The 24,657-nt window shown below is 72.6% G+C and carries 23 protein-coding genes; 12 read left to right on the forward strand and 11 right to left on the reverse strand.

The window, feature by feature from the left end:
* Positions 1-43 precede the first annotated feature (43 nt).
* The 3 genes from K4B79_RS01905 to K4B79_RS01915 form a co-directional block, all read right to left on the reverse strand.
* Positions 44-1,228 carry a cytochrome P450 family protein gene (locus K4B79_RS01905; RefSeq protein ID WP_232024379.1) on the reverse strand — a complete coding sequence of 395 codons (1,185 nt, stop codon included), beginning with the start codon at positions 1,226-1,228 and terminating at the stop codon, positions 44-46.
* Positions 1,229-1,349: 121 nt separating this feature from the next.
* Positions 1,350-2,030 carry a response regulator transcription factor gene (locus K4B79_RS01910; protein ID WP_232024380.1) on the reverse strand — a complete coding sequence of 227 codons (681 nt, stop codon included), beginning with the start codon at positions 2,028-2,030 and terminating at the stop codon, positions 1,350-1,352.
* Between the two features lie 198 nt (positions 2,031-2,228).
* Positions 2,229-3,506, reverse strand: coding sequence for a sensor histidine kinase (locus K4B79_RS01915; protein ID WP_232024381.1), 1,278 nt, complete (start codon positions 3,504-3,506; stop codon positions 2,229-2,231).
* Positions 3,507-3,677: 171 nt separating this feature from the next.
* Here K4B79_RS01915 and K4B79_RS01920 point away from each other — a divergent pair, with 171 nt between their 5' ends.
* On the forward strand, positions 3,678-3,878 hold the full coding sequence (locus K4B79_RS01920) for a hypothetical protein (protein WP_232024382.1): 201 nt from the start codon (positions 3,678-3,680) through the stop codon (positions 3,876-3,878).
* Positions 3,879-3,911: 33 nt separating this feature from the next.
* Here the strand turns inward: K4B79_RS01920 and K4B79_RS01925 are convergent, their stop codons facing one another.
* Entirely contained in the window at positions 3,912-4,307 is a 396-nt protein-coding gene (locus K4B79_RS01925; RefSeq protein WP_232024383.1) for a ribonuclease domain-containing protein, read from the reverse strand.
* 203 nt (positions 4,308-4,510) lie between these two features.
* Here K4B79_RS01925 and K4B79_RS01930 point away from each other — a divergent pair, with 203 nt between their 5' ends.
* Positions 4,511-5,269, forward strand: a complete 759-nt coding sequence (locus tag K4B79_RS01930; RefSeq protein ID WP_232024384.1) for an SDR family oxidoreductase — start codon at positions 4,511-4,513, stop codon at positions 5,267-5,269.
* A gap of 244 nt (positions 5,270-5,513) precedes the next feature.
* On the opposite strand, the gene alc is transcribed toward K4B79_RS01930, so the two are convergent.
* Both alc and allB read right to left on the reverse strand, forming a co-directional pair.
* A complete protein-coding gene (gene alc / locus K4B79_RS01935) occupies positions 5,514-6,698 on the reverse strand; it encodes an allantoicase (protein ID WP_232024385.1) in 1,185 nt (394 codons plus the stop codon).
* A gap of 55 nt (positions 6,699-6,753) precedes the next feature.
* Positions 6,754-8,091, reverse strand: coding sequence for an allantoinase AllB (gene allB / locus K4B79_RS01940; protein WP_232024386.1), 1,338 nt, complete (start codon positions 8,089-8,091; stop codon positions 6,754-6,756).
* A 291-nt stretch (positions 8,092-8,382) separates the two neighbouring features.
* On the opposite strand from allB, the gene K4B79_RS01945 reads away from it, so the two are divergent.
* Positions 8,383-9,180 carry an IclR family transcriptional regulator gene (locus tag K4B79_RS01945; RefSeq protein ID WP_232024387.1) on the forward strand — a complete coding sequence of 266 codons (798 nt, stop codon included), beginning with the start codon at positions 8,383-8,385 and terminating at the stop codon, positions 9,178-9,180.
* On the forward strand, positions 9,177-9,821 hold the full coding sequence (locus K4B79_RS01950; protein ID WP_232024388.1) for a DUF6304 family protein: 645 nt from the start codon (positions 9,177-9,179) through the stop codon (positions 9,819-9,821). The genes K4B79_RS01945 and K4B79_RS01950 overlap by 4 nt, the downstream gene beginning before the upstream one ends.
* A gap of 218 nt (positions 9,822-10,039) precedes the next feature.
* Here the strand turns inward: K4B79_RS01950 and K4B79_RS01955 are convergent, their stop codons facing one another.
* Positions 10,040-10,330 carry a DUF5955 family protein gene (locus K4B79_RS01955; RefSeq protein WP_232024389.1) on the reverse strand — a complete coding sequence of 97 codons (291 nt, stop codon included), beginning with the start codon at positions 10,328-10,330 and terminating at the stop codon, positions 10,040-10,042.
* 207 nt (positions 10,331-10,537) lie between these two features.
* Between K4B79_RS01955 and K4B79_RS01960 the strand changes: the two genes are divergently transcribed.
* Both K4B79_RS01960 and aceB read left to right on the forward strand, forming a co-directional pair.
* Positions 10,538-11,140: a nucleotidyltransferase family protein gene (locus tag K4B79_RS01960; RefSeq protein WP_232024390.1), complete on the forward strand. Its 603-nt coding sequence runs from the start codon at positions 10,538-10,540 to the stop codon at positions 11,138-11,140.
* Between the two features lie 185 nt (positions 11,141-11,325).
* Positions 11,326-12,960, forward strand: coding sequence for a malate synthase A (gene aceB, locus K4B79_RS01965; protein ID WP_232024391.1), 1,635 nt, complete (start codon positions 11,326-11,328; stop codon positions 12,958-12,960).
* On the opposite strand, the gene K4B79_RS01970 is transcribed toward aceB, so the two are convergent.
* Together K4B79_RS01970 and K4B79_RS01975 are read right to left on the reverse strand one after the other, a co-directional pair.
* Positions 12,950-13,279 (reverse strand): SelT/SelW/SelH family protein, encoded by a 330-nt coding sequence (locus K4B79_RS01970; RefSeq protein ID WP_232024392.1) that lies wholly within the window; start codon positions 13,277-13,279, stop codon positions 12,950-12,952. The genes aceB and K4B79_RS01970 overlap by 11 nt on opposite strands.
* Positions 13,276-14,181 (reverse strand): HipA family kinase, encoded by a 906-nt coding sequence (locus K4B79_RS01975; protein WP_232024393.1) that lies wholly within the window; start codon positions 14,179-14,181, stop codon positions 13,276-13,278. The genes K4B79_RS01970 and K4B79_RS01975 overlap by 4 nt, the downstream gene beginning before the upstream one ends.
* 160 nt (positions 14,182-14,341) lie before the next feature.
* On the opposite strand from K4B79_RS01975, the gene K4B79_RS01980 reads away from it, so the two are divergent.
* On the forward strand, positions 14,342-15,283 hold the full coding sequence (locus K4B79_RS01980; RefSeq protein WP_232024394.1) for a glycoside hydrolase family 16 protein: 942 nt from the start codon (positions 14,342-14,344) through the stop codon (positions 15,281-15,283).
* Positions 15,284-15,416: 133 nt separating this feature from the next.
* Positions 15,417-17,273: a serine/threonine-protein kinase gene (locus tag K4B79_RS01985; RefSeq protein ID WP_232024395.1), complete on the forward strand. Its 1,857-nt coding sequence runs from the start codon at positions 15,417-15,419 to the stop codon at positions 17,271-17,273.
* Positions 17,274-17,288: 15 nt separating this feature from the next.
* On the opposite strand, the gene K4B79_RS01990 is transcribed toward K4B79_RS01985, so the two are convergent.
* Positions 17,289-18,815, reverse strand: coding sequence for an IucA/IucC family protein (locus K4B79_RS01990; RefSeq protein WP_374208406.1), 1,527 nt, complete (start codon positions 18,813-18,815; stop codon positions 17,289-17,291).
* A gap of 123 nt (positions 18,816-18,938) precedes the next feature.
* On the opposite strand from K4B79_RS01990, the gene K4B79_RS01995 reads away from it, so the two are divergent.
* The 3 genes from K4B79_RS01995 (at position 18,939) to K4B79_RS02005 (ending at position 22,587) form a co-directional block, all read left to right on the forward strand.
* On the forward strand, positions 18,939-20,438 hold the full coding sequence (locus K4B79_RS01995; RefSeq protein ID WP_232024397.1) for an IucA/IucC family protein: 1,500 nt from the start codon (positions 18,939-18,941) through the stop codon (positions 20,436-20,438).
* Between the two features lie 65 nt (positions 20,439-20,503).
* Positions 20,504-21,775, forward strand: a complete 1,272-nt coding sequence (locus K4B79_RS02000) for a VWA domain-containing protein (RefSeq protein ID WP_232024398.1) — start codon at positions 20,504-20,506, stop codon at positions 21,773-21,775.
* Positions 21,775-22,587, forward strand: a complete 813-nt coding sequence (locus K4B79_RS02005) for a hypothetical protein (RefSeq protein WP_232024399.1) — start codon at positions 21,775-21,777, stop codon at positions 22,585-22,587. The genes K4B79_RS02000 and K4B79_RS02005 overlap by 1 nt, the downstream gene beginning before the upstream one ends.
* 102 nt (positions 22,588-22,689) lie before the next feature.
* Here the strand turns inward: K4B79_RS02005 and K4B79_RS02010 are convergent, their stop codons facing one another.
* On the reverse strand, positions 22,690-23,316 hold the full coding sequence (locus K4B79_RS02010; RefSeq protein WP_232024400.1) for a winged helix-turn-helix transcriptional regulator: 627 nt from the start codon (positions 23,314-23,316) through the stop codon (positions 22,690-22,692).
* Between the two features lie 86 nt (positions 23,317-23,402).
* On the opposite strand from K4B79_RS02010, the gene K4B79_RS02015 reads away from it, so the two are divergent.
* Positions 23,403-24,611: a pyridoxal phosphate-dependent aminotransferase gene (locus K4B79_RS02015; RefSeq protein ID WP_232024401.1), complete on the forward strand. Its 1,209-nt coding sequence runs from the start codon at positions 23,403-23,405 to the stop codon at positions 24,609-24,611.
* Positions 24,612-24,657: the final 46 nt, after the last annotated feature.

Here is a 24,657-nt window from a genome sequence, read left to right on the forward strand (position 1 = left end):
CCGCCGGTGAGGCAGGCCGCCTCACCGGGCCGCCGCCGACGGGCTACCACCGCACCGGCAGGCTGCGCAGCCCCCGTATCAGCATGCCCGGCAGCCACTCCCCCGGTGGGCCGTCGAGGGTGAGGGCGGGGGCGCGGTCCAGGAGGGAACGCAGGGCGGTGCGGGCCTCCAGACGGGCCAGAGGGGCGCCCAGACAGAAGTGGATGCCGTGGCCGAAGGCCACGTGGCCGCGGGTGTCGCGGTGGATGTCGAAACGGTGCGGCTCGGGATAGCGGGCCCCGTCGCGGTCGGCGGCGCCGAGGCCGATCATCACCGGGTCGCCCTGGGCGATGGGGACGCCGGCGATCTGCAAGGGCTCGGCAGCGTACCGGAACGTGGCGTTCTCCACCGGGCCCTCGTAGCGCAGGGTCTCCTCGATCGCGTTGTCCACGAGGCTCATGTCGGCGCGCAGGGCGGCGAGTTGGTCGGGGTGGGTGAGCAGGGTGTGGACGGCGTTGGTGATGAGGTTGACCGTCGTCTCGTGGCCGGCGATCAGCAGCAGGAAGGCCATACCGCGCAGTTCCGCCGGGGAGAGCCGGTCGCCGTCCTCCGCGGTGGTCCGGATCAGGTCGCTGAGCAGGTCGTCGGCGGGGCCGGCGGACCGCTTGTCCTCGATCAGCTCGGTGAGGTACTCGCCGAGCCGCAGGACGGCGTCGTAGGAGGTGTCGGAACTGGTGGGTGCGACGACCTCCGTCGACTGCTTGCGGAACTCCGCGCGGTCCATCTCGGGGACGCCGAGGAGCTCGCAGATCACCGTGATCGGCAGCGGGTAGGCCAGCGACTCCACCAGGTCGGCGCGGCCGAGCGGCAGCATCGCGTCGAGCAGGTCGTCGGTGATCTCCTGGACCCTGGGCCGCAGGCGCTCCACCCGGCGCATGGTGAAGGCGCGGGAGACTAGTCCGCGCAGCCGGGTGTGCTCGGGCGGGTCGGTGCCCAGCAGGTGGCGGCCGATCAGCTGCTCGTCGTTGAACACCATGCCGATGCGCCGGCCGTCCTTGGAGAGCCGGGGGTCGGCGAGCGCGGCCCGCACCTCCTCGTGGCCGACGACGAGCCACGACCAGTAGTCGGGCAGGGACCCGGGGGGTCGTATCCGGTGCACCGGGCCCCGCTCGCGCAGGTCGGCGTAGACCGGATGGGGGTCCGCGCGGAACGCGTCGCCGTACTCCCCGAGATCGATCACGTCGGCCATGGTGTCCCCCTCCTGTCCCGCAGCCCTCTGTCTCTGTCGTTTCTCTGTTTCTCTGTGTCTCTGTGTCTCTGTGTCTCTGTGTTTCTCTGTCCCTCACCCGCCCAACGTCCGGCGTCGCCGTCTAGTGCCCGTCCTCCCCCACGTCCTCCAGAAGTCCCGCGTCGTACGCCAACAGGGCGATCTGGACACGGTTGTTGAGGTCGAGCTTGGCCAGGATGCGGGAGACGTGGGTCTTGACCGTGGCGACGCTCATGAACAGGGCGGTGCCGATCTCGGCGTTGGACAGGCCCCGTCCGACGGCGACGGCCACCTCGCTCTCCCGGTCGTTGAGGACGGCGATCCTGGCACGCGCGCGCGTGCGGCGCGTGTCGGCGGAGTTGCCGGCCGCGTGTGCCATCAACTGGCGGGTCACCGTGGGCGACAGGACGGGGTCGCCGGCCGCGACCCGCCGGACCGCGGCGAGGATCTCCGCCGGCGGGGTGTCCTTGAGGACGAAGCCGGCGGCTCCGGCGCGCAGGGCGCGCAGCACCTGCTCGTCGGCGTGGAAGGTGGTCAGGACCACGACCTGCGGGGCCTTGGGGCGGGCACGCAGCCGCTCGGTGGCGGTCAGGCCGTCCATCGCGGGCATCCGGATGTCCATGAGGACGACGTCCGGGCGGGTGCGGTCGACGAGCTCCTCGACCTCGCCGCCGTCGGCGCCCTCACCGACGATCTCGATGTCCTCGGCACCGCCCATCATCAAGGACAGGCCGGCCCTGACGAGCGGGTCGTCGTCGACGAGGAGCAGTCTGATCACAGTCATGACTCCCACGTAATCACGGTTGCCGGGCACGGGTGAGCGGGTCGAGCACGCTTGGCCGACGGCCGGTCCTCAAGTGGAGCGGCACGAAGCGTCGCGCCAACGTGCGTGTGCGGGCCCGGTGTTGACGCGACGACGGTGTGGCCGCGACTGGCCGGGGCCGTCGGGTTCCGTCCCCTCGCCTCACCTGGTGCCCCCGTCTCACCCCCACGGCAGCCGCGCCCGTACCCGGAAGCCTCCGGTGCCGTCCGGGCCGTGGTGCAGGTGGCCCCCGGCGAGGGTCGCGCGTTCGGTCAGGCCGATGAGGCCCTGGCCGGAACCGGGGACGTGGGGGACGTCGCCCTCGGGGGGCGGGTTGCTGACGGAGACCTCCAGGCCCTCGCCCGGGGCGCCGGTGACGGTCAGCGTGACCTCGGCGCCGGGGGCGTGTTTGCGGGCGTTGGTCAGGCCCTCCTGGGCGATGCGGTACGCGGTGCGGCCGATGGAGGCGGGGACGTCGGCGGGGTCGGTGACCCGGCTGTCGAGGGTGACCTTCATGCCCGCCTCGCGGGACTCGGCGACGAGCACGTCCAGCGCGGCGAGCGTCGGCTGCGGGCGGCCCGTGTCGTCGGACTCGCCCGCCCTGAGCACGCCGATGATCTCCCGCAGGTCCTGGAGCGCCTCGTGCGCGCTCTCCCGGATGACTCCGGCCGCCCGCGCGACCTCCTCACGCGGCGCGTCCGGCCGGAACTCCAGGGCGCCCGCGTGCACGCTCAGCAGCGTCAGGCGGTGGGCGAGGACGTCGTGCATCTCGCGGGCGATGGACTCGCGGGCCAGCCGCTGCGCCTGCTCCGCGCGCAGTCGCGCCTCGTTCTCGGCCCGCCGCGCGCGGTCGCGGAAACTCAGCCAGAGCTGCCGTTTGGCACGCACGACCACGCCCCAGCCGACCAGCGCTGCGGTCAGCAGGACGAAGATGACGACCGAGGTCAGGTAGGGCAGTTCGGGGTCGGGGCGCAGCCAGAAGTAGACCGGGATCAGCGCGATGTTGATGCCGCCCACCCAGGCCACGTACCGGAAGGGGCGGTGCACCGCGAGCGTGAACAGGGCGAGCAGGCAGGCGCCGCCCGCGGTGTCGGAGATCATCCCGATGGGAACGGTCGTGACGGCCAGCCCGACCGGCCAGCGGCGGCGCAGCCACACGGCGGCGCAGGCGAGCGCGCCGATCCACTGGTCGAGGACGGCGAGGCCGTCGGACACATGGGGGTTCTCGGTGACCGCTTCGGCGCCGACCAGACCGACGAGGACGGCCACCAGGAAACAGCTGAAGTCGACGATCCAGTCGCGCGCGGTGCGTCGGGGCCGCCGCCCGCGCGAACCGGCGTCGGTGTCGGCACCGGCGTCCACCTCGAACCCGTGGGCGACGGCGGACGGCAGCAGCCAGCGCCGTCCCGGGAAGGCCGGCGGGTCGGGCACCGTCTCGTCACCACTCACATTCGACAAATCTACGCAGCGCGGACCCGCGCCACCTCCCCGCGCACACGATCGTCGACCAAAGTCGCGGAGGCCGGAGACTTTCGGCGCGGCCGGAGCCGCGGAACCGAGGCTTCCGTCGAACGCGTCTCGCCCCGCGGCCGATGAACGTGGGGGGACCGCGGGGCGAGAGTCTGTGTCATGAAGCAGCTGCTGGAACTACTCGGTTTCATCGCCCTGGTGCAGGGCGTGATGGGGCTGCTGCACGAGTTCACCGACTGGCGTCTGGGACTCGTCCAGCGGATCGACTTCTTCGACGGCTACGAGATCTACGCGAGCGTCACACTGATCGTGCTGGCGTTCGCGCTGTTCGCCGCCGCCGGGAGCCGGAGGTCCGGCTGAGCTCGGACCGGACCTCCGCCCCGGTGGCCGCGGTCAGCAGCCGTAGTTCACCAGGTCGAACGTGGCGTAGTGGTCGGCCGTGTAGTAGTCCTCCCGGGTCTCCTCACCCGTGACGATGCGGCGGGCACCGCGCGTGGAGGAGCCGGGCGTGATGACCGTGTACTCGTGGTAGTAGCCGCTCGACTGGCTGGGCAGGACGCCTTCCCGGTTCTGGAAGACGGTCCCGTCCTGGGAGTACGGGTAGGGGCCGCCCTGCTCGATCAGGTCGAGCGTGTCGTGCGCCTGCGAGGGCAGTGCGCTGTAGCAGATGCTGCCGACGGCCGTGGCGGCGGCGTTCGCCGAGGTCGCGGTGACGGTGCCGCCGAGGAGGACGGCGGACAGGAGGGCGGCTGCGGCGCCGATGCGTGTTGCGCGTGGGGGGAAGTTCATGACGTCCATGATGACGCGCGTAGACAGTGGCATGTCAATGTCAACTTCGGAGAATTTCCCGTCAAGTCCGATCCGTTTTCGCGAAGTTAACCTGCCGCCCGGCGTCTTCACGAACGGCCGGTCGGCGAGCGGGCCGCCGGGGGCCGGATGTCGACGTCCGTTCGCCGCCAGCGTGCGGGGAGCGCGGGCGCTGGGATGGGGACATGAATCAGCGAACGCGTGTCGAAGGAACGAATCTGGACGGCAAGGTGGCCCTGGTGACCGGTGGGAGCCGGGGTATCGGGGCGGCGACGGCTCTGCGGCTGGCGCGGGAGGGGGCGGATGTCGCCCTCACGTATCTGAACGGCAAGGACGCCGCGGAGGACGTCGTACGAGAGATCGAGGCGCTCGGGCGTCGGGCGGTGGCCCTGCGGGCCGACTCCGCGGATCCGGAGGAGGCCGCGGGGGCCGTGGCCCGGACGGCCGAGGTGCTCGGGGGGCTGGACGTCCTCGTGAACAACGCGGGCGTGGGGGTGCTCGGGCCCGTCGAGAGTCTGTCCCTCGCCGATGTGGACCGGGTTCTCGCGGTCAATGTGCGCGGGGTGTTTCTGGCCTCTCAGGCGGCCGCGGGGGTCATGGGCGCGGGTGGGCGGATCATCACCGTCGGGAGTTGTATGACGCAGCGGGTGCCGGGGGCCGGGGGGACGCTCTACGCGATGAGCAAGTCCGCGTTGATCGGGTTGACGAAGGCGCTTGCGCGGGAGTTGGGGGTGCGGGGGATCACGGCGAACATCGTGCATCCCGGGCCGGTCGACACGGACATGAATCCGGCGGACGGGGTGTTTGCGGCGGGGCAGGCCGCGTTGACCGCGGTGGGGCGGTTCGGGACGGTGGAGGAGGTGGCCGGGGCCGTGGTGTATCTGGCGGGGGCGGAATATGTGACGGGGGCGGAGTTCTCTGTGGATGGTGGGCACGCGGCGTGAGGTGGGCGGGGGCGTTTTTCGCCCCCGCCGCCCCTACCCGTCCCATCCCTGGGGCTGCCGCCCCCAGGGGGCTCCGCCCCCTGGACCCCCGTATCGGCCCTGAAGGGGCCTCGTCCTCAAACGCCGGACGGGCTAACAGTGCGGGACGGGCTGACAGTGCGGGTGGGTGGGGGATCGAGAAGGCAAGAGGTCGTGCTCGAACGTCGGACTGGCCGAGATGGCGCGCCGCCCCGCCGTACCCCTGTCAGCCGCCCAGTTCCCGATGCCGGGACGCCAGGGCGGTCGCCCCCGTGTCCGTGAGGGAACCGAACAGGCGGAGGCGGGAGATTCCGCCGTCGGGGTAGATGTCGACGCGGGCGTGGGTGGCGAGGGTGGGGGTGGGGAGGACGAAGCGGTGGTTGGTGTCGGGCTGGAGGCGGGTGCGGGGGAGGATCTCCGTCCAGGTGCCGGCCTCGGCCTCCTCCGAGCCGGCAGCGCCCGCCGCACCCCCCGTGTTCTCGGCACCGGGCGCGTCGCGGACCGACACCGATGCCCAGCCCGCGCTGTTGCCCTTCAGGTACGCCGTGTCGATCTCCAGGGCGCGGATCAGGGACTGGGCGACGAGGCGGTAGCGGATCCAGTCGTGGCCCTGGTCGCGGCGGCGGCGGGTTTCCCAGCCGTCGTCCATCTTGCGGGAGCGGCCGGGCTGGATGGTGTTGGACGCCGGGGAGTAGAAGAGGTTGGAGGCGTCCTCGGCGCGGCCGCCGTTCTCCAGGGCGACCACGTCGAAGGTGCCCAGGGCCGAGAGCCACGCGGGATCGGGGATCACCTCGCCGTGGACGCGGAGGCGGGCGATGCCGCCGTCGGGGTGCTGGTTGACGCGGAGGTGGGTGAAGCGCTGCTCCAGGGAGACGGCGAAGCCGTTGGCGGCGTGGCCGCCCACCGGGGTCCGCGGGACCAGAGTGGTCCACTTCACGTCGGCGCCGAGCAGGTCCTCGGGGGACGGGGAGCCCGCCACCGACGTGCCCTCGACCGACACCGCCTGCGGGTAGTTGCCGCGGAAGTGGGCCGTGTCGACGACGATCCCGCGGATCACGCCCGGGGCGCCGAGGCGGACCAGGGCCCAGTCGTGGTCCTCGGCCGTGGGCCACGGGTGCTCGGCCGAGGCACCGCGGCGGCGCCTCGTCTCCCAGCCGTCCATGATCTTGCCCTTGTGCCCGAAGTGCTCCGGGTCGAACTCGGCGGGCCCGGGCACCAGCAGGTTCTCCCGCTGGGCGAAGAACTCGTCGTTCGCGGCGACGACCCCGGCGCCGAGCCGCCGGTCGGCGAGATCGGCGTACCGGGTGAAGGGGAAGTCGGCGGTGCGGTAGTCCGCGTAGGGGTCACCGCCTCCGTACGGGTTCGCGTCGCCGGTGAAACGAGCCAAGGGGGTTGCGGGCTGCGCCGTCACGGGATGTGCCTTTCGGGGGTCGGCCGCTGCGGGTGCGGGTGCGGGGTGGGTGGGGTCAGGGGGTTCGCGTGAGGAGTTGGCCCTTCGGGTCCGTGAACTCGCCGTCCGCGACGATGCGTTCGCCGCGCAGCCAGGTCGACTTCACCACGCCGTACAGGGTCCTGCCCGCGTACGCCGTGACGCGGTTGCGGTGCTGGAGGGCCGCCGGGTCGACGGTGAAGGTCTCGTCGGGGGCGAGGACCGCGAAGTCGGCGTCGCGGCCGGCCTCGATGGCGCCCTTGCGGGACAGGCCCACCAGCGCGGCGGTCCGGGCGGACATCCAGCGGACCACGTCCTCCAGCGAGTGGCCGCGCCCGCGCGCCTCCGTCCACACCGCCGCGAGGCTCAGTTGGAGGCCCGAGATGCCGCCCCACGCCGTCGCGAAGTCGTCGGTCTTCAGGTCGGCCGTGGAGGGCGAGTGGTCGGTGACCACGCAGTCGATCGTGCCGTCCGCGAGCGCCTGCCACAGCAGGTCCTGGTTGGCGGCCTCGCGGATGGGCGGGCAGCACTTGAACTCGCTGGCGCCGTCCGGGACTTCCTCGGCGGTCAGGGTCAGATAGTGCGGGCAGGTCTCGACCGTGAGGCGGACGCCGTCCGCCTTGGCCTCGGCGATCAGGGGCAGCGCGTCGCTGGAGGACAGGTGCAGCACGTGCACGCGCGCGTCGAGGCGCCTGGCCTGCGTGATGAGGTGCGCGATGGCGGTGTCCTCGGCGTCGCGGGGGCGGGAGGCGAGGAAGTCGGTGTATCGGGGGCCGCCCTGCTGGGGGGCGGCGTCGAGGTGGTGCGGGTCCTCCGCGTGCACGATGAGCAGGCCGTCGAAGGAGGCGATCTCGGCCAGCGAGCGGGCGAGTCCGTCCTGGTCCAGGTGCGGGAACTCGTCCACACCGGACGGCGAGAGGAAGGCCTTGAAGCCGAAGACGCCGGCCTCGTGCAGCGGGCGCAGGTCCTTGACGTTGTCGGGCAGGGCGCCGCCCCAGAAGCCGACGTCGATGTGCGCCTTGTCGGCGGCGACGTCCTTCTTCGTACGGAGGTGGTCGACCGTGGTGGTCGGCGGGAGGGAGTTGAGCGGCATGTCGACGAGGGTGGTGATGCCGCCGGCGGCCGCGGCGCGGGTGGCGGTCCAGAAGCCCTCCCACTCGGTACGGCCGGGGTCGTTGACGTGCACATGGGTGTCGACCAGGCCGGGCAGCAGGACGTCGTCGCCGAGGTCCTCCAGGCGGGCGCCCTCCGGGACGGGAGCGTCGTACGGCAGGACGGCCGTGATGATTCCGGCGGAGACGGCGACCGAGGCGGCGCGTGTCCCTTCCGGGGTGATGACGCGCGTCGAGCGCAGCACCAGTTCTACGTCGGACACCCGGGCCCCTCTCGCTCTGCCTCTGTCTGCCTCTGTCGCCGTTTTACTTCCGGGAAACGGGATTTACTTCCACGTAACGGAATTCAACGATCTGTTGAAGGAGTCTTCACTCCCACCCTCACGCCGTCAAGAGCACCCCTTCCCCGGCGGACCCCGAGGCCCACACTCTGGACGTTTCCACAAGACGGAATTAACATTCCGGTGAGCAGAACGTAGCTACGCACAAGCGGGGAGTCAACCGACTGACGGGTAGGCTTCTGCCCTTGCCGCCAGCCGCGAAAGGAACGCGCCGTGCCGACGTCCAGCGCCAGCACCACCGACTCCGCCAAGTCCTCGTCCGGCGGTGGGGTCCAGTCTCTTGAGCGCGCCTTCGACCTGCTCGAACGGATGGCGGACGCGGGCGGCGAGGTCGGCCTGAGCGAGCTGTCCGCGAGCAGCGGTCTGCCGCTGCCCACCATCCACCGGCTGATGCGGACGCTGGTGGTCTGCGGCTATGTGCGCCAGCAGCCCAACCGGCGCTACGCCCTCGGGCCGCGGCTCATCCGGCTCGGCGAGTCCGCCTCCCGGCTGCTCGGCACCTGGGCCCGGCCGTATCTGGCCCGCCTGGTCGAGGAGACCGGCGAGACGGCGAACATGGCCCTGCTGGACGGCGACGAGATCGTCTACGTGGCGCAGGTGCCGTCCAAGCACTCGATGCGCATGTTCACCGAGGTCGGCCGGCGTGTGCTGCCGCACTCCACGGGCGTCGGCAAGGCCCTGCTGGCCAACACCCCCGACGGCGAGGTGCGCGCCCTGCTCGCCCGCACCGGCATGCCCGCCGCGACGGACAAGACGATCACCACGCCCGACGGCTTCCTCGCCGCGCTGGAGGACGTACGGCTCCAGGGCTACGCGGTCGACGACAACGAACAGGAGATCGGCGTCCGCTGCCTCGCGGTGTCCGTCCCCGACTCCCCCACCGCGGCGGCCATCTCGATCTCGGGCCCGGCGGGCCGGGTCACCGAGGCGGCGACGGAGCGGATCGTCCCGGTGCTCCAGCAGGTGGCGGCCGAACTGTCCCAGGCGCTGGCGACCCAGAACCCGGGATGACGGCCCCGCGGCGCTGGCCCGGCCGGTACACCGACCGGCACGGCTCGCAGGAACTCGTCTTCGAGACCGACGGCCGGGAGTCGATCCGTACGACGATCAGGGGCGTCCGATTCGAGGGCGACACGATGGACACGCTGGGCGCCCTGAACGGGGATCCGGCCGAGGCTATGTTCACCTTCCTCGACGGGGACCTCTGCTCCTGCCTCCTGGAATGGGGGCTGCCGCTGCCCGTCGAGGTGGAGGGTGAGGGCGAGCGGACGGCCACGCTGGACTGCGCGCTGCGGCTCGACGGACGCGACTACGCCTCGGGGCCCCTGTACGACTTCGAGGAGGCGCTGGAGCGGATCGCGCTCGCGCTGCCCCGGGACACCCGGCTCAAGGCGTGCGTCGCGTGCGCCTGGTCCGACTACCACCCGGTCGGCCACGCCATGATGTCCGGGCTCGCCTGCTTCCGGGAGGCCAAGGACGTCTACCGGCTGTGCGACGGCAAGAAGGGCCCGCACGGCATCCTCACCATCTGGCCGCGGCACACCGAGTTCGTCCAGGAGACCTGGCTCTGCGACCAGTTCGAACACCGCACGTCGGACCGGGGCTACCGCAACGCCTTCCCGTACCGCGGCTGGCGGCCCCCGGAGAGCTAGAGCCTGTCGTTTGGATCACGCCGGCGTCGCGGGGTGTGGCACGCGCATCTGCGGCGTTGTCGTCGGTTGCCGACTCCCCCACGCTCGAATGCGCTCGCGCGGGGGGACCCCCATCGCGTCGACGCCCTCCTCCGCCTTGCAGCCGCACGCACCACACCCCGCTCGGGCCCCTCGAGACGCGCAGTCACTCGCAGCCGACCTGATCCAAACGACAGACCCTAGGTCCTGTCCGGCCGGTCGCCGAAGAGTTCCACCGCGGCGCGCACCTGGGACAGGCCGTGGGACAGCGCGCTGACGGAGCCGATCGCACCGGCGATCAGGAGCAACGAGCGGCGCAGGCGCGGGATTTCGGGGTTGCCGCCGATCGTCATCGCGGCCAGCACGGCGAGTTCGTCCTCGGCGATGCCCCGGTCGGTGAACTCGGCCGGGTGCGCGGCGAGTTCGCGGCGCAGCCGGGACACCGCCGTCCGCAGTTCCGCCACTCTGGGATCCTCGTCGCTGCCGGTCACCGGTCTCTGTCCCAAGCTCCGCAACACAGCTCTCCCCCACCGCACTCCGTCGTGCGCCCGCCCGTTCCCGCCCTCGCCGCGTCTGTCGGGCGCCGGGGGGGCGCGCGGGTCAGTAAACGCCACCGGATGCCGTACGCGCCACTGCCGGGACCGAAATTCAGCCCCGCGCAACCCGGCGCACGCCCGCGCGTCAGGTATGCAGGACGCATGACGGACAACGAACAGCCGGCGGTGGCCGGACTGCTCCTCGCGGCGGGCGGCGGCCGACGGCTGGGCGGCCGCCCCAAGGCACTGCTCCCGCACCGCGGCCGCCCCCTCGTCGAGTACGCGGTCGGCGTCCTGCGCGCCGCCGGCTGCACCCGCGTCCACGTGGTCCTCGGGGCCGCGTCGGACGCCGTACGGGAGCGGGCGGAGCTCGGCGACTGTGTGCCGGTGGAGAACCCGGACTGGGCCGAGGGCATGGGCTCCTCCCTGCGGGCCGGGCTCGGCTCGCTGGCCGGCACGGGGGCGCGGGGCGCGCTGGTCTCGCTGGTCGACCAGCCCGGCATCGGTCCGGAGGCCGTACGCCGGGTGCTCGGCGCGTTCCGGGAGGAGAGCTCGCTCGTCTCGGCCGCGTACGACGGCGTGCGCGGGCATCCCGTGCTGCTCGGTTCCGCGCACTGGGCGGGCGTCGTCGCGACTGCGACCGGCGACCGGGGGGCACGCGCCTATCTGAAGGCGCACGAGCAGACGATCACGCTGGTGGAATGCGGGGACGTGGCACGGCCCTACGACATCGACACGGCCGCGGACCTCGTGCACCTCCAGTGAGCGGGGCGGCACCGAGCGCCACCTTGCCTCGATCAGGAGAATCTCGACATCAACAAACCATTGAAGTTCCACGATGAGGAAACTAGTATCCACTGATCAGAAGCGCCCCACCCTCCCCCAGGGCGCCGCTCGCCGTACCCGGTTCGACTGGCACCCGGTGCCACCGTTGAAGGAAGTGACCGCTCATGTCCGCACCAGCGCCGTCCCCGCTGGCCATCGTCGACGCCGAGCCCCTGCCCGGGCAGGAGGAGGTCCTCACCGAGGCGGCCCTCGCCTTCGTGGCCGAGCTGCACCGCCGGTTCACGCCCCGGCGTGACGAGCTCCTCGCCCGCCGCGCCGAGCGCCGCGCCGAGATCGCCCGCACCTCCACGCTCGACTTCCTCCCGGAGACCGCCGCGATCCGCGCGGACGACTCCTGGCGGGTGGCCCCCTGCCCGCCCGCGCTCCAGGACCGCCGCGTCGAGATCACCGGCCCCACCGACCGCAAGATGACCGTCAACGCCCTCAACTCGGGCGCGAGGGTCTGGCTCGCGGACTTCGAGGACGCCTCGGCGCCGACCTGGGAGAACGTCGTGCTCGGCCAGGTGAACATGGCCGCCGCGTACACCCGGAGCATCGACTTCACGGACGAGCGCACCGGCAAGTCCTACGCCCTGAAGGACGACTCCGAACTCGCCACCGTCGTCATGCGCCCGCGCGGCTGGCACCTGAACGAGCGTCACCTCGTCGACGCGGACGGCACCCCGGTCCCCGGCGCACTGGTCGACTTCGGCCTGTACTTCTTCCACAACGCCCAGCGCCTGCTCGACCTGGGCAAGGGCCCTTACTTCTATCTCCCGAAGACGGAGTCGCACCTCGAAGCCCGCCTGTGGAACGACGTGTTCGTCTTCGCGCAGGACTACGTCGGCATCCCGCAGGGCACCGTCCGCGCCACCGTGCTGATCGAGACGATCACGGCGGCGTACGAGATGGAGGAGATCCTCTACGAACTGCGCGACCACGCCTCGGGGTTGAACGCGGGCCGCTGGGACTACCTGTTCTCCATCGTGAAGAACTTCCGTGACGGCGGCGCCAAGTTCGTCCTCCCGGACCGCAACGCCGTCACGATGACCGCCCCGTTCATGCGCGCGTACACCGAACTCCTCGTCCGCACCTGCCACAAGCGCGGCGCGCACGCGATCGGCGGCATGGCGGCGTTCATCCCGTCCCGCCGGGACGCCGAGGTGAACAAGGTGGCCTTCGAGAAGGTCCGCGCCGACAAGGACCGCGAGGCGGCCGACGGATTCGACGGATCCTGGGTGGCCCACCCCGACCTCGTGCCGATCGCCATGGAGTCCTTCGACAAGGTCCTCGGCGAGCAGCCGAACCAGAAGGACCGCCTGCGCGAGGACGTCCACGTCGAGGCCGCCGACCTGATCGCCGTCGACTCCCTGGACGCCAGGCCGACGTACAACGGCCTGGTCAACGCCGTCCAGGTGGGCATCCGTTACATCGAGGCCTGGCTGCGCGGCCTCGGCGCGGTCGCCATCTTCAACCTCATGGAGGACGCGGCCACCGCCGAGATCTCCCGCTCCCAGATCTGGCAGTGGATCAACGCGGGCGTGGAGTTCGAGCACGCCGGGAGCACGGTGAAGGCCACCCCGGAGCTGGCCCGCGCGGTCGCCGCCGAGGAACTCGCGAACATCCGCGCCGAACTCGGCGAGGAGGCCTTCGCCGCCGGCCACTGGCAGCAGGCCCACGACCTCCTCCTGGAGGTCGCCCTCGACGAGGACTACGCGGACTTCCTCACGCTGCCGGCCTACGAGCAGCTCAAGGGCTGACGTCCTCCTGCGCGGCCTTGTCCGAGTGGCCCAGGGACTTCCCCGGGGCCACTCGGTCGCGTACGGCCCGCTTCACCGCGGTGGGCTCGGGGAAGCCCTGTTCGCGGCGGTCCCAGACCACCTCGTCGTTCACCCGGACGACGAAGACGCCGCCCTTGCCGGGCTTGAGGGCCAGTTCCGTCAGCTCGGTCTCGAAGGTCGTGAGCAGTTCCTGGGCCAGCCAGGCGGCACGCGGCAGCCAGCGGCACTGTGTGCAGTACTCGATCTCGACGCGCCGGGCGTCCGCGAGCTCGATGTCGATCCACTGATCGTCCGTCATCCGAGGTGTACCGCCCCATCCTGTTCCACGGCCGGCCTGCCGTGCAGGTCGGGGACCCACTTCAGCCAGTCCGGCCGTCCTTGCTGTGTCCTCGCCGCCCGCTGGGCCTCCTCGGCGGCGAGTTCCTCCCGGGAGGGGAAGTCGGTGGGCAGCCACGCCGCGGAGGCCCGCACGCGCGCGTGGAGGTGGGCCACGTAGGCCTCGCGGGCCTCGTCGGGGGTCGCGAAGCCGGTGAGCCAGGCGTCCGGCACCTCGGCGGTGATCTCGCGCAGCAGCCGCTCGGTGACCAGGGGCGCCAGCTCGGCGTCGGCGGCCCGGACGTCGGGGCCGTAGTGGCCGAGGGCGTGGTGGCGGAAGTCGTAGGGCTTCGCCGGGTCGGTGCCGTCCCAGCGGTGGTGGAAGACGAGGGCGGCGCCGTGGTCGATCAGCCACAGGCGCGGGGGCACGGTGCCGAAGGTGGGCCAGACCATCAGGTTGGAGCTGTGGACCGTACGGTCCACGTTCACGGTCAGCGCGTCCAGCCAGACGATCCGGCCGGCCTCCAGCGGGTCCAGGGGGAAGACGGCGGCGACCTCGGGCGTGAAGTCCTTCGCGCCCGGCAGGTAGTCCATGCCCAGGTTGACGCCCCCGCTCGCCGTGTGCAGGTCGCGCACCTCCTGGTGGGGCTCGTGCGCGGCGATCGCCGGGTCGAAGTGCACGAGGACCAGCTCGGGGAACCTCAGCCCGAGGGCGCGGGCCAGCTCGCCCACGATCACCTCGGCGGCCAGCGCCTTGCGGCCCTGCGCGGAGCCGGTGAACTTCACGACGTACGTGCCCAGGTCGTCGGCCTCGACGATGCCGGGGACGGATCCGCCCTCCCGCAGGGGCGCGACGTACTGGGTGGCGGTGACCTCTCTCAGCATGCTCGCGGGCCCCACGTCTCGTTTTCCGGCATGAGGCGAGCATAGTGACCCGGCGGAAAGCGCACACGGCGCTCCGGTTCCGGGGGCGTTCCGGAGCTGGTCTCCCGGAGGCCCGCGCGCGAGGATGCTGTGTCCGGCACACCGTCGAGGGGGCCTCGGGATGGGTTCGCACGCGGCACGGCACCGGCACCACGGCAGGCGGGCCCTGGTGATGGCGGTGGCCCTGGCGATCGCGGCCGTGCTGCTGGGACTCCCCCGGGCCGACGGAGCCCCCGCCCGCGCCTCCGCTGCCGGCTCCGCCGCCGTGTCCGCCGACGCCTGTCGCACGGTGGGCGACCGGCTCCCCCGGGGCGACTGTGGGCCCTTCTGGCAGGTGCTCGCGGAGGACTTCAACGGTGACCGGGTGCCGCTCGGCGCGTTCAGCGGCTGCGACCACCACGTCGACACCTCCGGCGCCCACTGCGAGGGGTTGAGCGGCGCGTACCGCGACAACTGGTGGGCCTATCCGACCGGTTGGCGCGACACCGCCAACAGCCGGGACCGGGACGTGGTGGGTGTCTACCACCCCGAGGACACCGTGAGCGTGGGACCGGCGGCGAACGGCGACGGGAGGATGTCCATCCGCATGTGGCGGCCCGCCGACGGGGGCCCGGTGCACGCGGCCGCGGTGGTTCCGCGGGCGGTGATGGAGATGCGGTACGGCAAGTACAGCGCGCGGATCAAGGTGGTGAAGCCGGCCCCGGGCTACAAGTCCGCCTGGCTGCACTACGGCGGAGGCTGCGAGATGGACCACCCCGAAGGGGAGTGGACCGGCTCCCTGACCGCCTTCCACCATCCCTGCGGCGGCGGCGAACAGGGGTACTTCCCGGGAGCCGAGGACTGGACCGAGTGGCACACCGTGTCCACGGAGTGGACGCCGGGCCACGTGCGCTTCTTCGTCGACGGCCGGCAGATCGGACACGACACCCGCGAGGTACCGGACCGTCCGCTGTCCTGGGTGCTCCAGAACGAGAGCGCGCTGGAGGGACCCGGGGCGGCACCGGGGAGCAGCGCACAGCTCGACATCACCTGGGTCGCGGCCTATGCGTACGACTGGAAGTGACCGCTCGTGCGACGAAAGTGACCGAACTCCTGAAGTCGCGCACGGGCTGGGTTAGCCTCGTCTTCCAATTCGGATGGCGAACTGGTGTGCGCCTGACATGACTTCGAGGGATTCCTTGTCGGGACAGCAGCCCATGCCGGCGGACGACGTGACCGCCGCCCTGCGGCAGACCGGTGCCTCACCCCTGCGGCTCGGTGACCCGCGGCGGGTCGGCCCCTACGTACCCGTGGCGCTGCTGGGCAGTGGCGGCATGGGGCGGGTCTATCTGGCCCGGAACGCGGGCGACGGTCCGGGGCTGGTCGCGGTCAAGGTGATCAGGCCGGAGTACGCGGAGGATCCGAGGTTCCGGCGCCGGTTCGAGCGGGAGGCGTCGGTGCACGCCCGGCTGCGCACCCGGCACACACCGCGGTTGTGCGGCACGGGCTTCGAGGACGAGCTGCTGTGGATGGCCACGGAGTACCTTCCCGGCTTCGACCTGGCCGAGGCCGTGCGGGAGGACGGGACCCTCGCGGTCCCCGCGGTCTGGCGGCTGGTGGCGGAGCTGGGGCAGGCCCTGGTGGCCCTGGGCGCCGAGGAGATCGTGCACCGGGACCTGAAGCCGTCCAACGTGCTGCTGACCGTCCGGGGCGCCCATGTGATCGACTTCGGCATCTCCAAGGCCGTGGACGCGAGCGCGATCACCGGTACGGGCAACCGGGTGGGGACTCCCGCCTACATGTCGCCCGAGCACCTGAGGGAGGGCCGGTCCGACTCCGCCTCGGACGTGTTCTCGCTGGCCGGGACGCTGGTCTACGCGGCGACGGGCCGAGCCCCGTTCGGCGACGGCACCGGCGTCGACGTGATGCACCGGGTGGCGTTCGAGGACCCGAATCCCCAGGTGGTCGAGGAGGTCGCGGCGGCGGACGCGGAACTCGGCGCGCTGCTCACCGCCTGCCTGGCCAAGGAGCCCGAGCTGCGGCCCACCCCGCGGGAGCTGGTCGACGCGGCCGGCGCGCGGTCCGTGCCGTCGGCCTGGCCCGAGCCGCTGGGCGGCAGGGTGCTGGAGCGGCAGCGGGCGTACGAGGCGCTGCACCGGTTGCCCGTCGCGGACATGGCCCGGCTGCGGTCCCCGGGTGCCCCACCGCCGGCCCCGCCCGCCCGGATGTCCCGTCCCGCACCCGTACTCATCCCTGAACCCGCGTCCATCCCTGAACCCGAGGCCGTCCCCGAACCCGGATCCGCCCCTGAACCCGCTCCCGTCCCTGAACCCGCGCCCGCCCTCGGATCCAACCCCGCCCTCGGATCCAGCCCCGCCCCCGAGCCTCCCGCGCGGGCCGAAGGCGGCCCCGCGGACGCCCCGCCCTCCCGGTCCCGGCGGAAGCCGTTGCTGATCGCCGTCGCCGGTGTCTCGGCCTGCGCCGTGGCCGCGACGGCCCTGCTGCTCGTCCGTCAGGATCCCCCCGCCGTCGCCTCTCCGGAGACCGGTGTCACGGGGACCGTCGGCACCGGCCCCGGTGCCGGATCGACCACCCGGTTACCCCCGAGCACGGGCGCACAGGCCCGCCCGGAGGTCGACGGCGCCGCGAACGAGAGCGTCGACGACCGGACCGGGACCACCTTCCCGCGCCCCGGGGCCTCGGACTCCGCCGACGAGGGACGCGACGACGCCCCTCCCGCGGGCACCGGCTCGGACACCTCCCCCTCCCCCACTCCGTCCACGGCCGACCCGTCCGCCGACACCGGCACCGACACCGGCTCCGCCCCCTGGCTCTCCGACTGCACCCACTACTCGGGCAACGGCCGCACCCGCCTCGGCGACAGCGGCAAACGGGTCCAGCAGGTCCAGTGCATGCTGACCAAGCGCGGCTACGGCCTCGGGGGCTCCGAAGCCGACGGCGAGTTCGGGACCGGCACGGAGAGCGCGGTGCGGGCGTTCCAGAGCGACCGGGGGCTGGCCGCGGACGGGGTCGTGGCCCACGACACGTGGGGCGCGCTGCGCAGCACCGAGTGACCCGCGCCGACGCGGCTACGTCCCGTCGAGGGCCAGCGGGTTGGGCAGCGGCAGATAGCGCGCGTCCGCCCCGTCCGCGCCGGTCCAGCGCAGCAGCAGGTTGGTCTTGCCGGGGAGGGTCGGCGAGGCGAGCAGGGCGGTGATCTCGGGCAGGTCGTGCCGGGCCAGCTCGCGGCGCGCGGCCGGCCAGGGGTCGAGGCCGGGGTGCCGCTCGGCGAGGGCGGCGGCGACCTCCAGCAGATGGTTCACGACCAGGCAGTACACCAGCCGCTCCCACCCGGCCGCCCGGGACACCTCCGGCAGCAGCTTCACGCCCTCGGCGTCCCGGAACAGCGCCTGCACGGGCGTCCCGGCCGCGTCCACCGCCACCAGTGTGTTCTGCAGATGCGCTTCGAGTACGACGCCGTGGTCGGCGAAGGCCGCGAGGGCGGGCGGGACGACCGCGCCGAGGTAGGCCTGCCACCAGGCCGCCGGGTCCTCGGCGCCGTCGAGGGGGCTGCCGTCGAAGCCCTCCACCAGACCGGCGGCCAGCAGCGGGGTCGCACCGGGCCGCACATGGTCGCGCAGTCCGTCGCGGACGAGGACGGCGAGTTCCTCGAAGGCGAAGTCCGCGGTGCGGTAGCCGCGATCGCTGAGCCAGGCCCCGGGCCCGGACGCGCAGGCGGCGGTGGCCGCCGCGTCGATCCGGCGCAGCTTGAGCAGGTCGTGGCGCCACAGGCGGCGGATGTCGTTGGTGATGCGCACGTCGAGGCTGAACTTCAGGAAAAGATCGGGCCCGGGCGCGTACACCGTGCGGATCGCGGCCGTGGGCCAGGTGTCGAAGCCGGTGGTGCCGAGCCGGATCAGGCGGCCGTCGGCGAAGGCGGGCGCGAGGTCGACCAGGTCGAGCTGCCAGGGGTGGGCGGGCAGCAGCCGGTACCCGGGCGGTGCCTCGCCGAGCGCGTCGAGGGCCGAGGTGTCGCCGTCCTCGACGACCGTGTCCTCGCGCAGCCCGAGCAGCGTCAGCGGGAACCGGGCGTGGGCCTCGGGGGCGTAGGGCAGCCAGCGGGCGGCGGGGCCGCCGCCACGGGCCTTGGGGGCGGGGTGGTGGGGGTGGCCGGTGACGAGGCACTGCTCGGAGCGCAGATACGGGTCCTCGGGGGGCACGGCCCCGGCACGCGCGGTGAGCAGGGCGGCCACCGCGTCCCGGCTGTCGGACATCTCGGCGGGCAGTTCGGGGTTGGACAGGCCGGTGTACCGGACCAGCTCCTCGGCGACGAGCTTGACCAGCTCGGGATGGCGGACGGGATGCCAGCCGTCCGCGACGGCCACCTCGGGGTGGCCGGGCCTGCGGTCCCCGCGCACCCGCAGCAGCCTGCCTCCCGGCAGCCGGTGGATCCGTTGGCCTCCGGGTTCCCCGGTGTGCGGGAGGGGTTCGGTCACCTCCCGCAGCAGGCAGTTCAGCAGGGGCGCCGCCGCGTAGGCGTCGGCGCGGGCCCCGATGTCGTCGCTCGGGACGGCGTCGGCGGGGGCGGGCGGGGGGAAGGGATCCACGCGTTCCACTCGTTCTCTGGCGGTCTGTTCAGGCAGAGACGATCAGTATGGAGGTCGTCACCCCCTGTCGTGACACCCCCCTGGCCGCCTGTCGTGACATCGACATCGCCTTCGTACCCGAGGAGCCCGACCGTGCACCGTCCCCCCACCGCCGAGGCCGAGGTCGCCGCCGAGCTGGCCGCCGTACGCCCCGGCCTCGTGCCCCGGTACTCGGCCGAGCTGCCCGGCGCCCGCGCGGCCGTGCTGACGCGGCTGTGGCGTGCCCTGACCCACGAGCCGCTGCCCTGGATCGCCGACCGCGAACCCGGCCGGGAGGGGCTCACCCTGCGCCTTCGGGACGGCCGCCGGCTGCACGGTCCGGCCCCGGACCCGTACGCCACGGCCGCGTACGTCACGGCCGTACGCCTGGACGAGGTGACGTACGACGATCCGGCGCGGCTGATGGCCGATCTGGCCGTAGCGCACGGTACGGCCTTCGCCACCGAACTCGGTCACAGTGTCGCCTCGATGGCGCTGTCCCGGGCCGGGCAGGAGCCGCGCCCGGCCGCGTGGCCGGTGACGGACTGGGGGTGGGAGCAGCGGGTGGTCGACGGGCACCCGTACCACCCCAACTGCCGTTCCCGGCCCGGTTTCTCGGTGGCCGAGCAGCTCGCGTACGGGCCCGAGCACGGGCCGCTGGTGCGGCTGGGACTGCTGCCGGTGCCGGTCGGCGAGTGTCTGGTGACGGGCGAGTGGCCGTCCGAACTGCGGGACGGCGGACGGCTGTTGGTGCCGGTGCACCCCTGGCAGGAGGAGCACGTGCTCAAGCGGTCCTGCGAGCGCGGGATCGACGCGCATCCGCTGATGTCCCTGCGGACCCTCGCCCTGCCCGACGGACCGCACGTCAAGACCGCGCTGAGCGCCCGTCTGACGTCCTCGGTGCGGGACATCTCCGTGTACTCGATCTCCCTGTCGGCGACCCTCTCGGCGTTCGCGGAGACGCTCGCGGCCCGCATGGACGGCCTGCTGCACTTCACCCGCACCGAGGGCGCGATCACGGCCGACTCCCCCGATCTGGCGGCCGTGCTGCGGGAGTCGCCGCAGGTGTACGCGGCGGCGGAACGCGGGGAGCGGGTCGTGCCGGTGGCCGCCCTTCCCACCACCGGCCTGCCCGCCTCCCCCGGCTGGCTCGCCGACTTCGCACGGATCGCCCTGACGGCCGGTCTGCGGCTGCTGGACCTGGGCGTGGCCCTGGAGGCGCACGGGCAGAACCTCCTCGTCGTGCTGTCCGCGTCGGGCGCCCCGCTGCGCCTGGTCTACCGCGACCTGGCCGACATCCGGGTGAGCCCGGCCCGGCTGGCCCGGCACGGCATCCCGGCCCCCGGTCTCACCGGCCGGATCGTCACGGACGACGTGCCGACCCTGCGGAGCAAGCTGTTCGGGTCCCTGGTGGCCGGAGCGCTCGCCGGGACGGCGGGTTCGCACGCGGTGTTGCGGGACGCGCTGGGGACGGCCGTACGGGATCTGCCACCCACGCCCGATCTCGCGGCGCTCCTCGAACAGCCGCTGCCGGCGAAGGCGTTGACGCTGATGCGGTTGTCTCCGGGGACGCCCGGCGACCAGTGGACGCAGCTGCCCAATCCACTGCGATGACGGTCCGGCCGGCCGCCTGAGCGGCCGTTTTGGAGCGGGGCACTCCTGATCAATAGGATCCGCCGATGATCACAAGTAAACGGCTGGCGGCGGGCGCGTGCGCCCTGCTCGCCGCCCTGACGGCCGGGCTCGCCCTCCCGGTCGCGGCCCACGCCGGTGAGCCCGTTGGCGGGGCCACACCCCAGGTCGACCTGGTCCTCGACGTGAGCGGCTCGATGCGCGAGCGGGACATCGACGGCGGCACCCGGATGGCGGCGGCCAAGCAGGCCTTCAACGAGGTGCTGGACGCGACCCCGGAGGAGGTGCAGCTCGGCATCCGGACCCTGGGCGCCAACTACCCGGGCGACAACCAGAAGACGGGCTGCAAGGACACCGCGCAGCTCTACCCGGTCAGCACCCTGGACCGCACCGAGGCCAAGTCGGCGGTGGCGACCCTCTCCCCCACCGGCTGGACCCCGATCGGCCCGGCACTGCTCGCGGCCGCCGACGACTTCACCGAGGGCGCGAGTTCCAAGCGGATCGTGCTGATCAGCGACGGCGAGGACACCTGCGCCCCGCTCGACCCGTGCGAGGTGGCCCGCGAGATCGCCGCCAAGGGCATCGGACTGACCATCGACACCCTCGGCCTGGTCCCCAACACCAAGATGCGGCAGCAGCTGAGCTGCATCGCGGAGGCCACCGGCGGCACCTACACCTCGGTCGAGCACACCGACGAACTCACCGACAAGGTCAACCAGTTGGTGGACCGCGCGGCCGACCCGGTGGTGACACCGGTGGCCACCGAGGGTGCGACGAGCTGCGCCGACGCGCCGACGCTGAAGTCCGGCCTGTACACCGACCGTGAGGAGTTCGGGCAGCAGCGCTGGTACCGGGTGGACGTCGGGCCCGGCCAGGAGCTGCGGGCCTCGGTGAGCGTGGCGGCCGACCGGGCGGTGAACCCGGGCTACGGAGTACTGCTCAGGGCGGTCACGACGCACGGCCGGGAGATCGTGCGCGGCGAGGCGGCGGGCACCGGCCGTACCGATGTGATCTCCACGGGCCTGCGGTACCCGAAGACGGAGAGCGACTCCGACGACGACGAGGCACCGGCGGAGGCCGTGTGCCTCCAGGTCACCCACGCCTTCTCGGCGTCCGCCGGGACGAAGACCACGCCCGGTCTGCCGCTGGAGCTGACCGTCGATGTGGTGGACGGGCCGTCGCAGGCGGCCGACGTGGCCTCCTTCGGCCTCGGACGCGGCTGGTGGCTGCTCGGCGCGCTCGTGCTCGTCGGCTTCCTCGCCGGTGTGCTGTGGGGCTGGCTGTCACGCTGGCGGGTCGCGGTCTGGAGGACCAACTGATGCGGATCACACGAGCGTTGGGCGCCGCGGCGCTGCTGCTGGGACTCGCCGCCGCCCCCGCGGCGGCCGACTCCTCGCCGTCCCCCTCGGCGTCGGCGGACGGTGACGCGCCCACCCGGGCGGGCACCTCCTTCCGTACGGCCACCGAGATCGAGCAGGGGCAGACGGCCACGGCGGACGGCTCGGCGGGCGACTACCTGTACTGGTCGTTCCCGGCGGACGCCGGCCAACGCCCCACCGTCAAGGCGACGGTGAAGCTGCCCGAGACGCACGCCGCCGAGACCTGGCAGGTCGACGTGTACGACGGTCTGCGGCGCCGCCAGGCCTGCCAGTACGGCGCGCAGACCCGCACCGCGGCGGCGGACGCGGCCTCCGTGGAGCTGACCTGCGTGCTGCGCACGGTCCGCGCCTGGTCGGAGCCGTGGGCGAACGACCCGCTGCCGGGGACGTACTACGTCCGGCTGACGGTCACCGATCTGGCAACGGCCGACCTGGGCCTGCCCGTCGGGGCCGAGGTGCGGGCCGACTCCAAGGACATCGGCGGTTCGGCCGCGGTGGACGGCTCGCTGACCGAGCCCCTGGTGCCGGGGATCGCGGTGAAGTCCCAGGCGGAGAACGGCGGTTCGGACGCGGAGTCCGGGTCCGCCGTCCTGTCGGCCATCGAGCCCGAGGACGGCTGGTCCTCGGGCTGGTGGTCCGACCGGTGGGTGTGGACCGCGGTGGGCGGTGTGCTGGCCGCGCTCGCGGGCATCGGCGGGTACGCGCTGACGCGGGGGGCGGGGCGGCCGAGGAGGGTGCCGCCGGGAGCCTGACGATCGTCAAGCACCGTACTGGGAAGGCCCGCTCCGGCGGGCCTTCTTCATGAGCGGGCCGGATCAAGGGGCCGTCCGAGTGGGACCGTCCGAGTGGGCCGTTCACCCTTCGCGCAGCGCCTTCGCGAGCGTCCCGTCACCGGTCACCTGGACCCGGCCGGCCCTCACCGAGTCCACCAGGCTCACCTCTCCCCGGCTGATGGCCGTGCAGACGCCGGTGTCCATCACCAGCCGGGCGTCGGGGTCCTCGGGTGCGGGCCCCTCGCCGTAGAGCGGGCCGTCCGTGGCCCCGACGTACAGATGGAAGTCCCCTTCCTCCAACCGGACTTCGACCAGGCCACTACCTTCCAGAGCGCGCAGCAAAGGCAGGGCGAACCAGTGGGCGCGTACGGCGTCCGTGGGCCGGCGCTCGCCCAGCTCGGCCTGGCCCCAGGCTCCCAGGGCCTGGAGCACGGGCTGCAACTCCCGTCCGCGTCCGGTGAGTTCGTAGACGTAGGCCGCTCCGGGCGGCGGCAGCCGGCGGCGGGTCGTCAGGCCGTCGCGTTCCATGTCCTTCAGCCGGGAGGCGAGTACGTCCGTGCTGACGCCCGGGAGGTCGGCGTGCAGGTCGGTGTAGCGGCGCGGGCCGGCCAGCAGCTCCCGGACGATCAGAAGAGTCCAGCGGTCGCCGACGACGTCGAGCGCGCGGGCGGCGGAACAGTACTGGTCGTAGCTTCGGCGAGGTGACATGCGACGCAGTCTAGACATGTTGTTGGACTTTCCAAGCTCGAACTTGGTAAAACCAAGCAACACCACAACCGGAGGGGCGTAAGCGCATGGAGTTCCGGCAGTCGAGCAAGCTGAGCGAGGTCTGTTACGAGATCCGCGGCCCGGTGATCGAGCACGCCAACGCACTGGAGGAGGCGGGCCACAGCGTCCTGCGCCTCAACACCGGCAACCCCGCCCTCTTCGGCTTCGAGGCGCCGGAGGAGATCCTCCAGGACATGATCCGGATGCTGCCCCAGGCGCACGGCTACACCGACTCCCGGGGCATCCTCTCCGCCCGCCGCGCGGTCGCCCAGCGCTACCAGACCCTCGGCCTGGAGGTCGACGTCGACGACGTCTTCCTCGGCAACGGCGTCTCCGAGCTGGTCTCGATGGCCGTCCAGGCGCTGATCGAGGACGGCGACGAGATCCTCATCCCCGCCCCGGACTTCCCGCTGTGGACCGCGGTGACCACGCTCGCCGGGGGCAGGGCGGTGCACTACCTCTGCGACGAACAGGCCGACTGGTACCCGGACCTGGAGGACATGGCCGCCAGGATCACCGACCGCACCAAGGCCGTCGTCATCATCAACCCGAACAACCCCACCGGCGCCGTCTACCCGAAGGAGATCGTCGAGGGCATCCTCGACCTCGCCCGCCGCCACGGCCTGATGGTCTTCGCGGACGAGATCTACGACCAGATCCTCTACGACGACGCCGTGCACCACTCGGCCGCCGCGCTCGCCCCGGACCTGGTCGTGCTGACCTTCTGCGGTCTGTCCAAGACGTACCGGGTGGCCGGCTTCCGCTCGGGCTGGCTGGTGGTCACCGGCCCCAAGCAGCACGCCCGGGACTACCTGGAGGGCCTGACCATGCTGGCCTCCATGCGGCTGTGCGCCAACGCCCCCGCCCAGTACGCCATCCAGGCCGCGCTCGGCGGCCGCCAGTCCATCCACGAGCTCACCGCGCCGGGCGGACGCCTGCGCGAACAGCGCGACGTGGCCTGGGAGAAGCTCAACGAGATCCCCGGGGTCTCCTGCGTCAAGCCCAAGGGCTCCCTGTACGCCTTCCCCCGCCTCGACCCCAAGGTCCACAAGATCCACGACGACGAGAAGTTCGTCCTGGACCTGCTCCTGCGCGAGAAGATCCAGGTCGTCCAGGGCACCGGCTTCAACTGGCCGACCCCCGACCACTTCCGCATCCTGACGCTGCCCCACGCGGACGACCTGGAGGCGGCGATCGGGCGGATCGGGCGGTTCCTCAGCGGGTACCGGCAGTAGCCGGTGGTGCGGATGGGGTTCACGGTCGCCGACAGGGGGGATGCCA

This window comes from Streptomyces lincolnensis (assembly GCF_021173675.1).
In the GTDB taxonomy this organism is placed as follows: Bacteria; Actinomycetota; Actinomycetes; order Streptomycetales; family Streptomycetaceae; genus Streptomyces; species Streptomyces lincolnensis_B.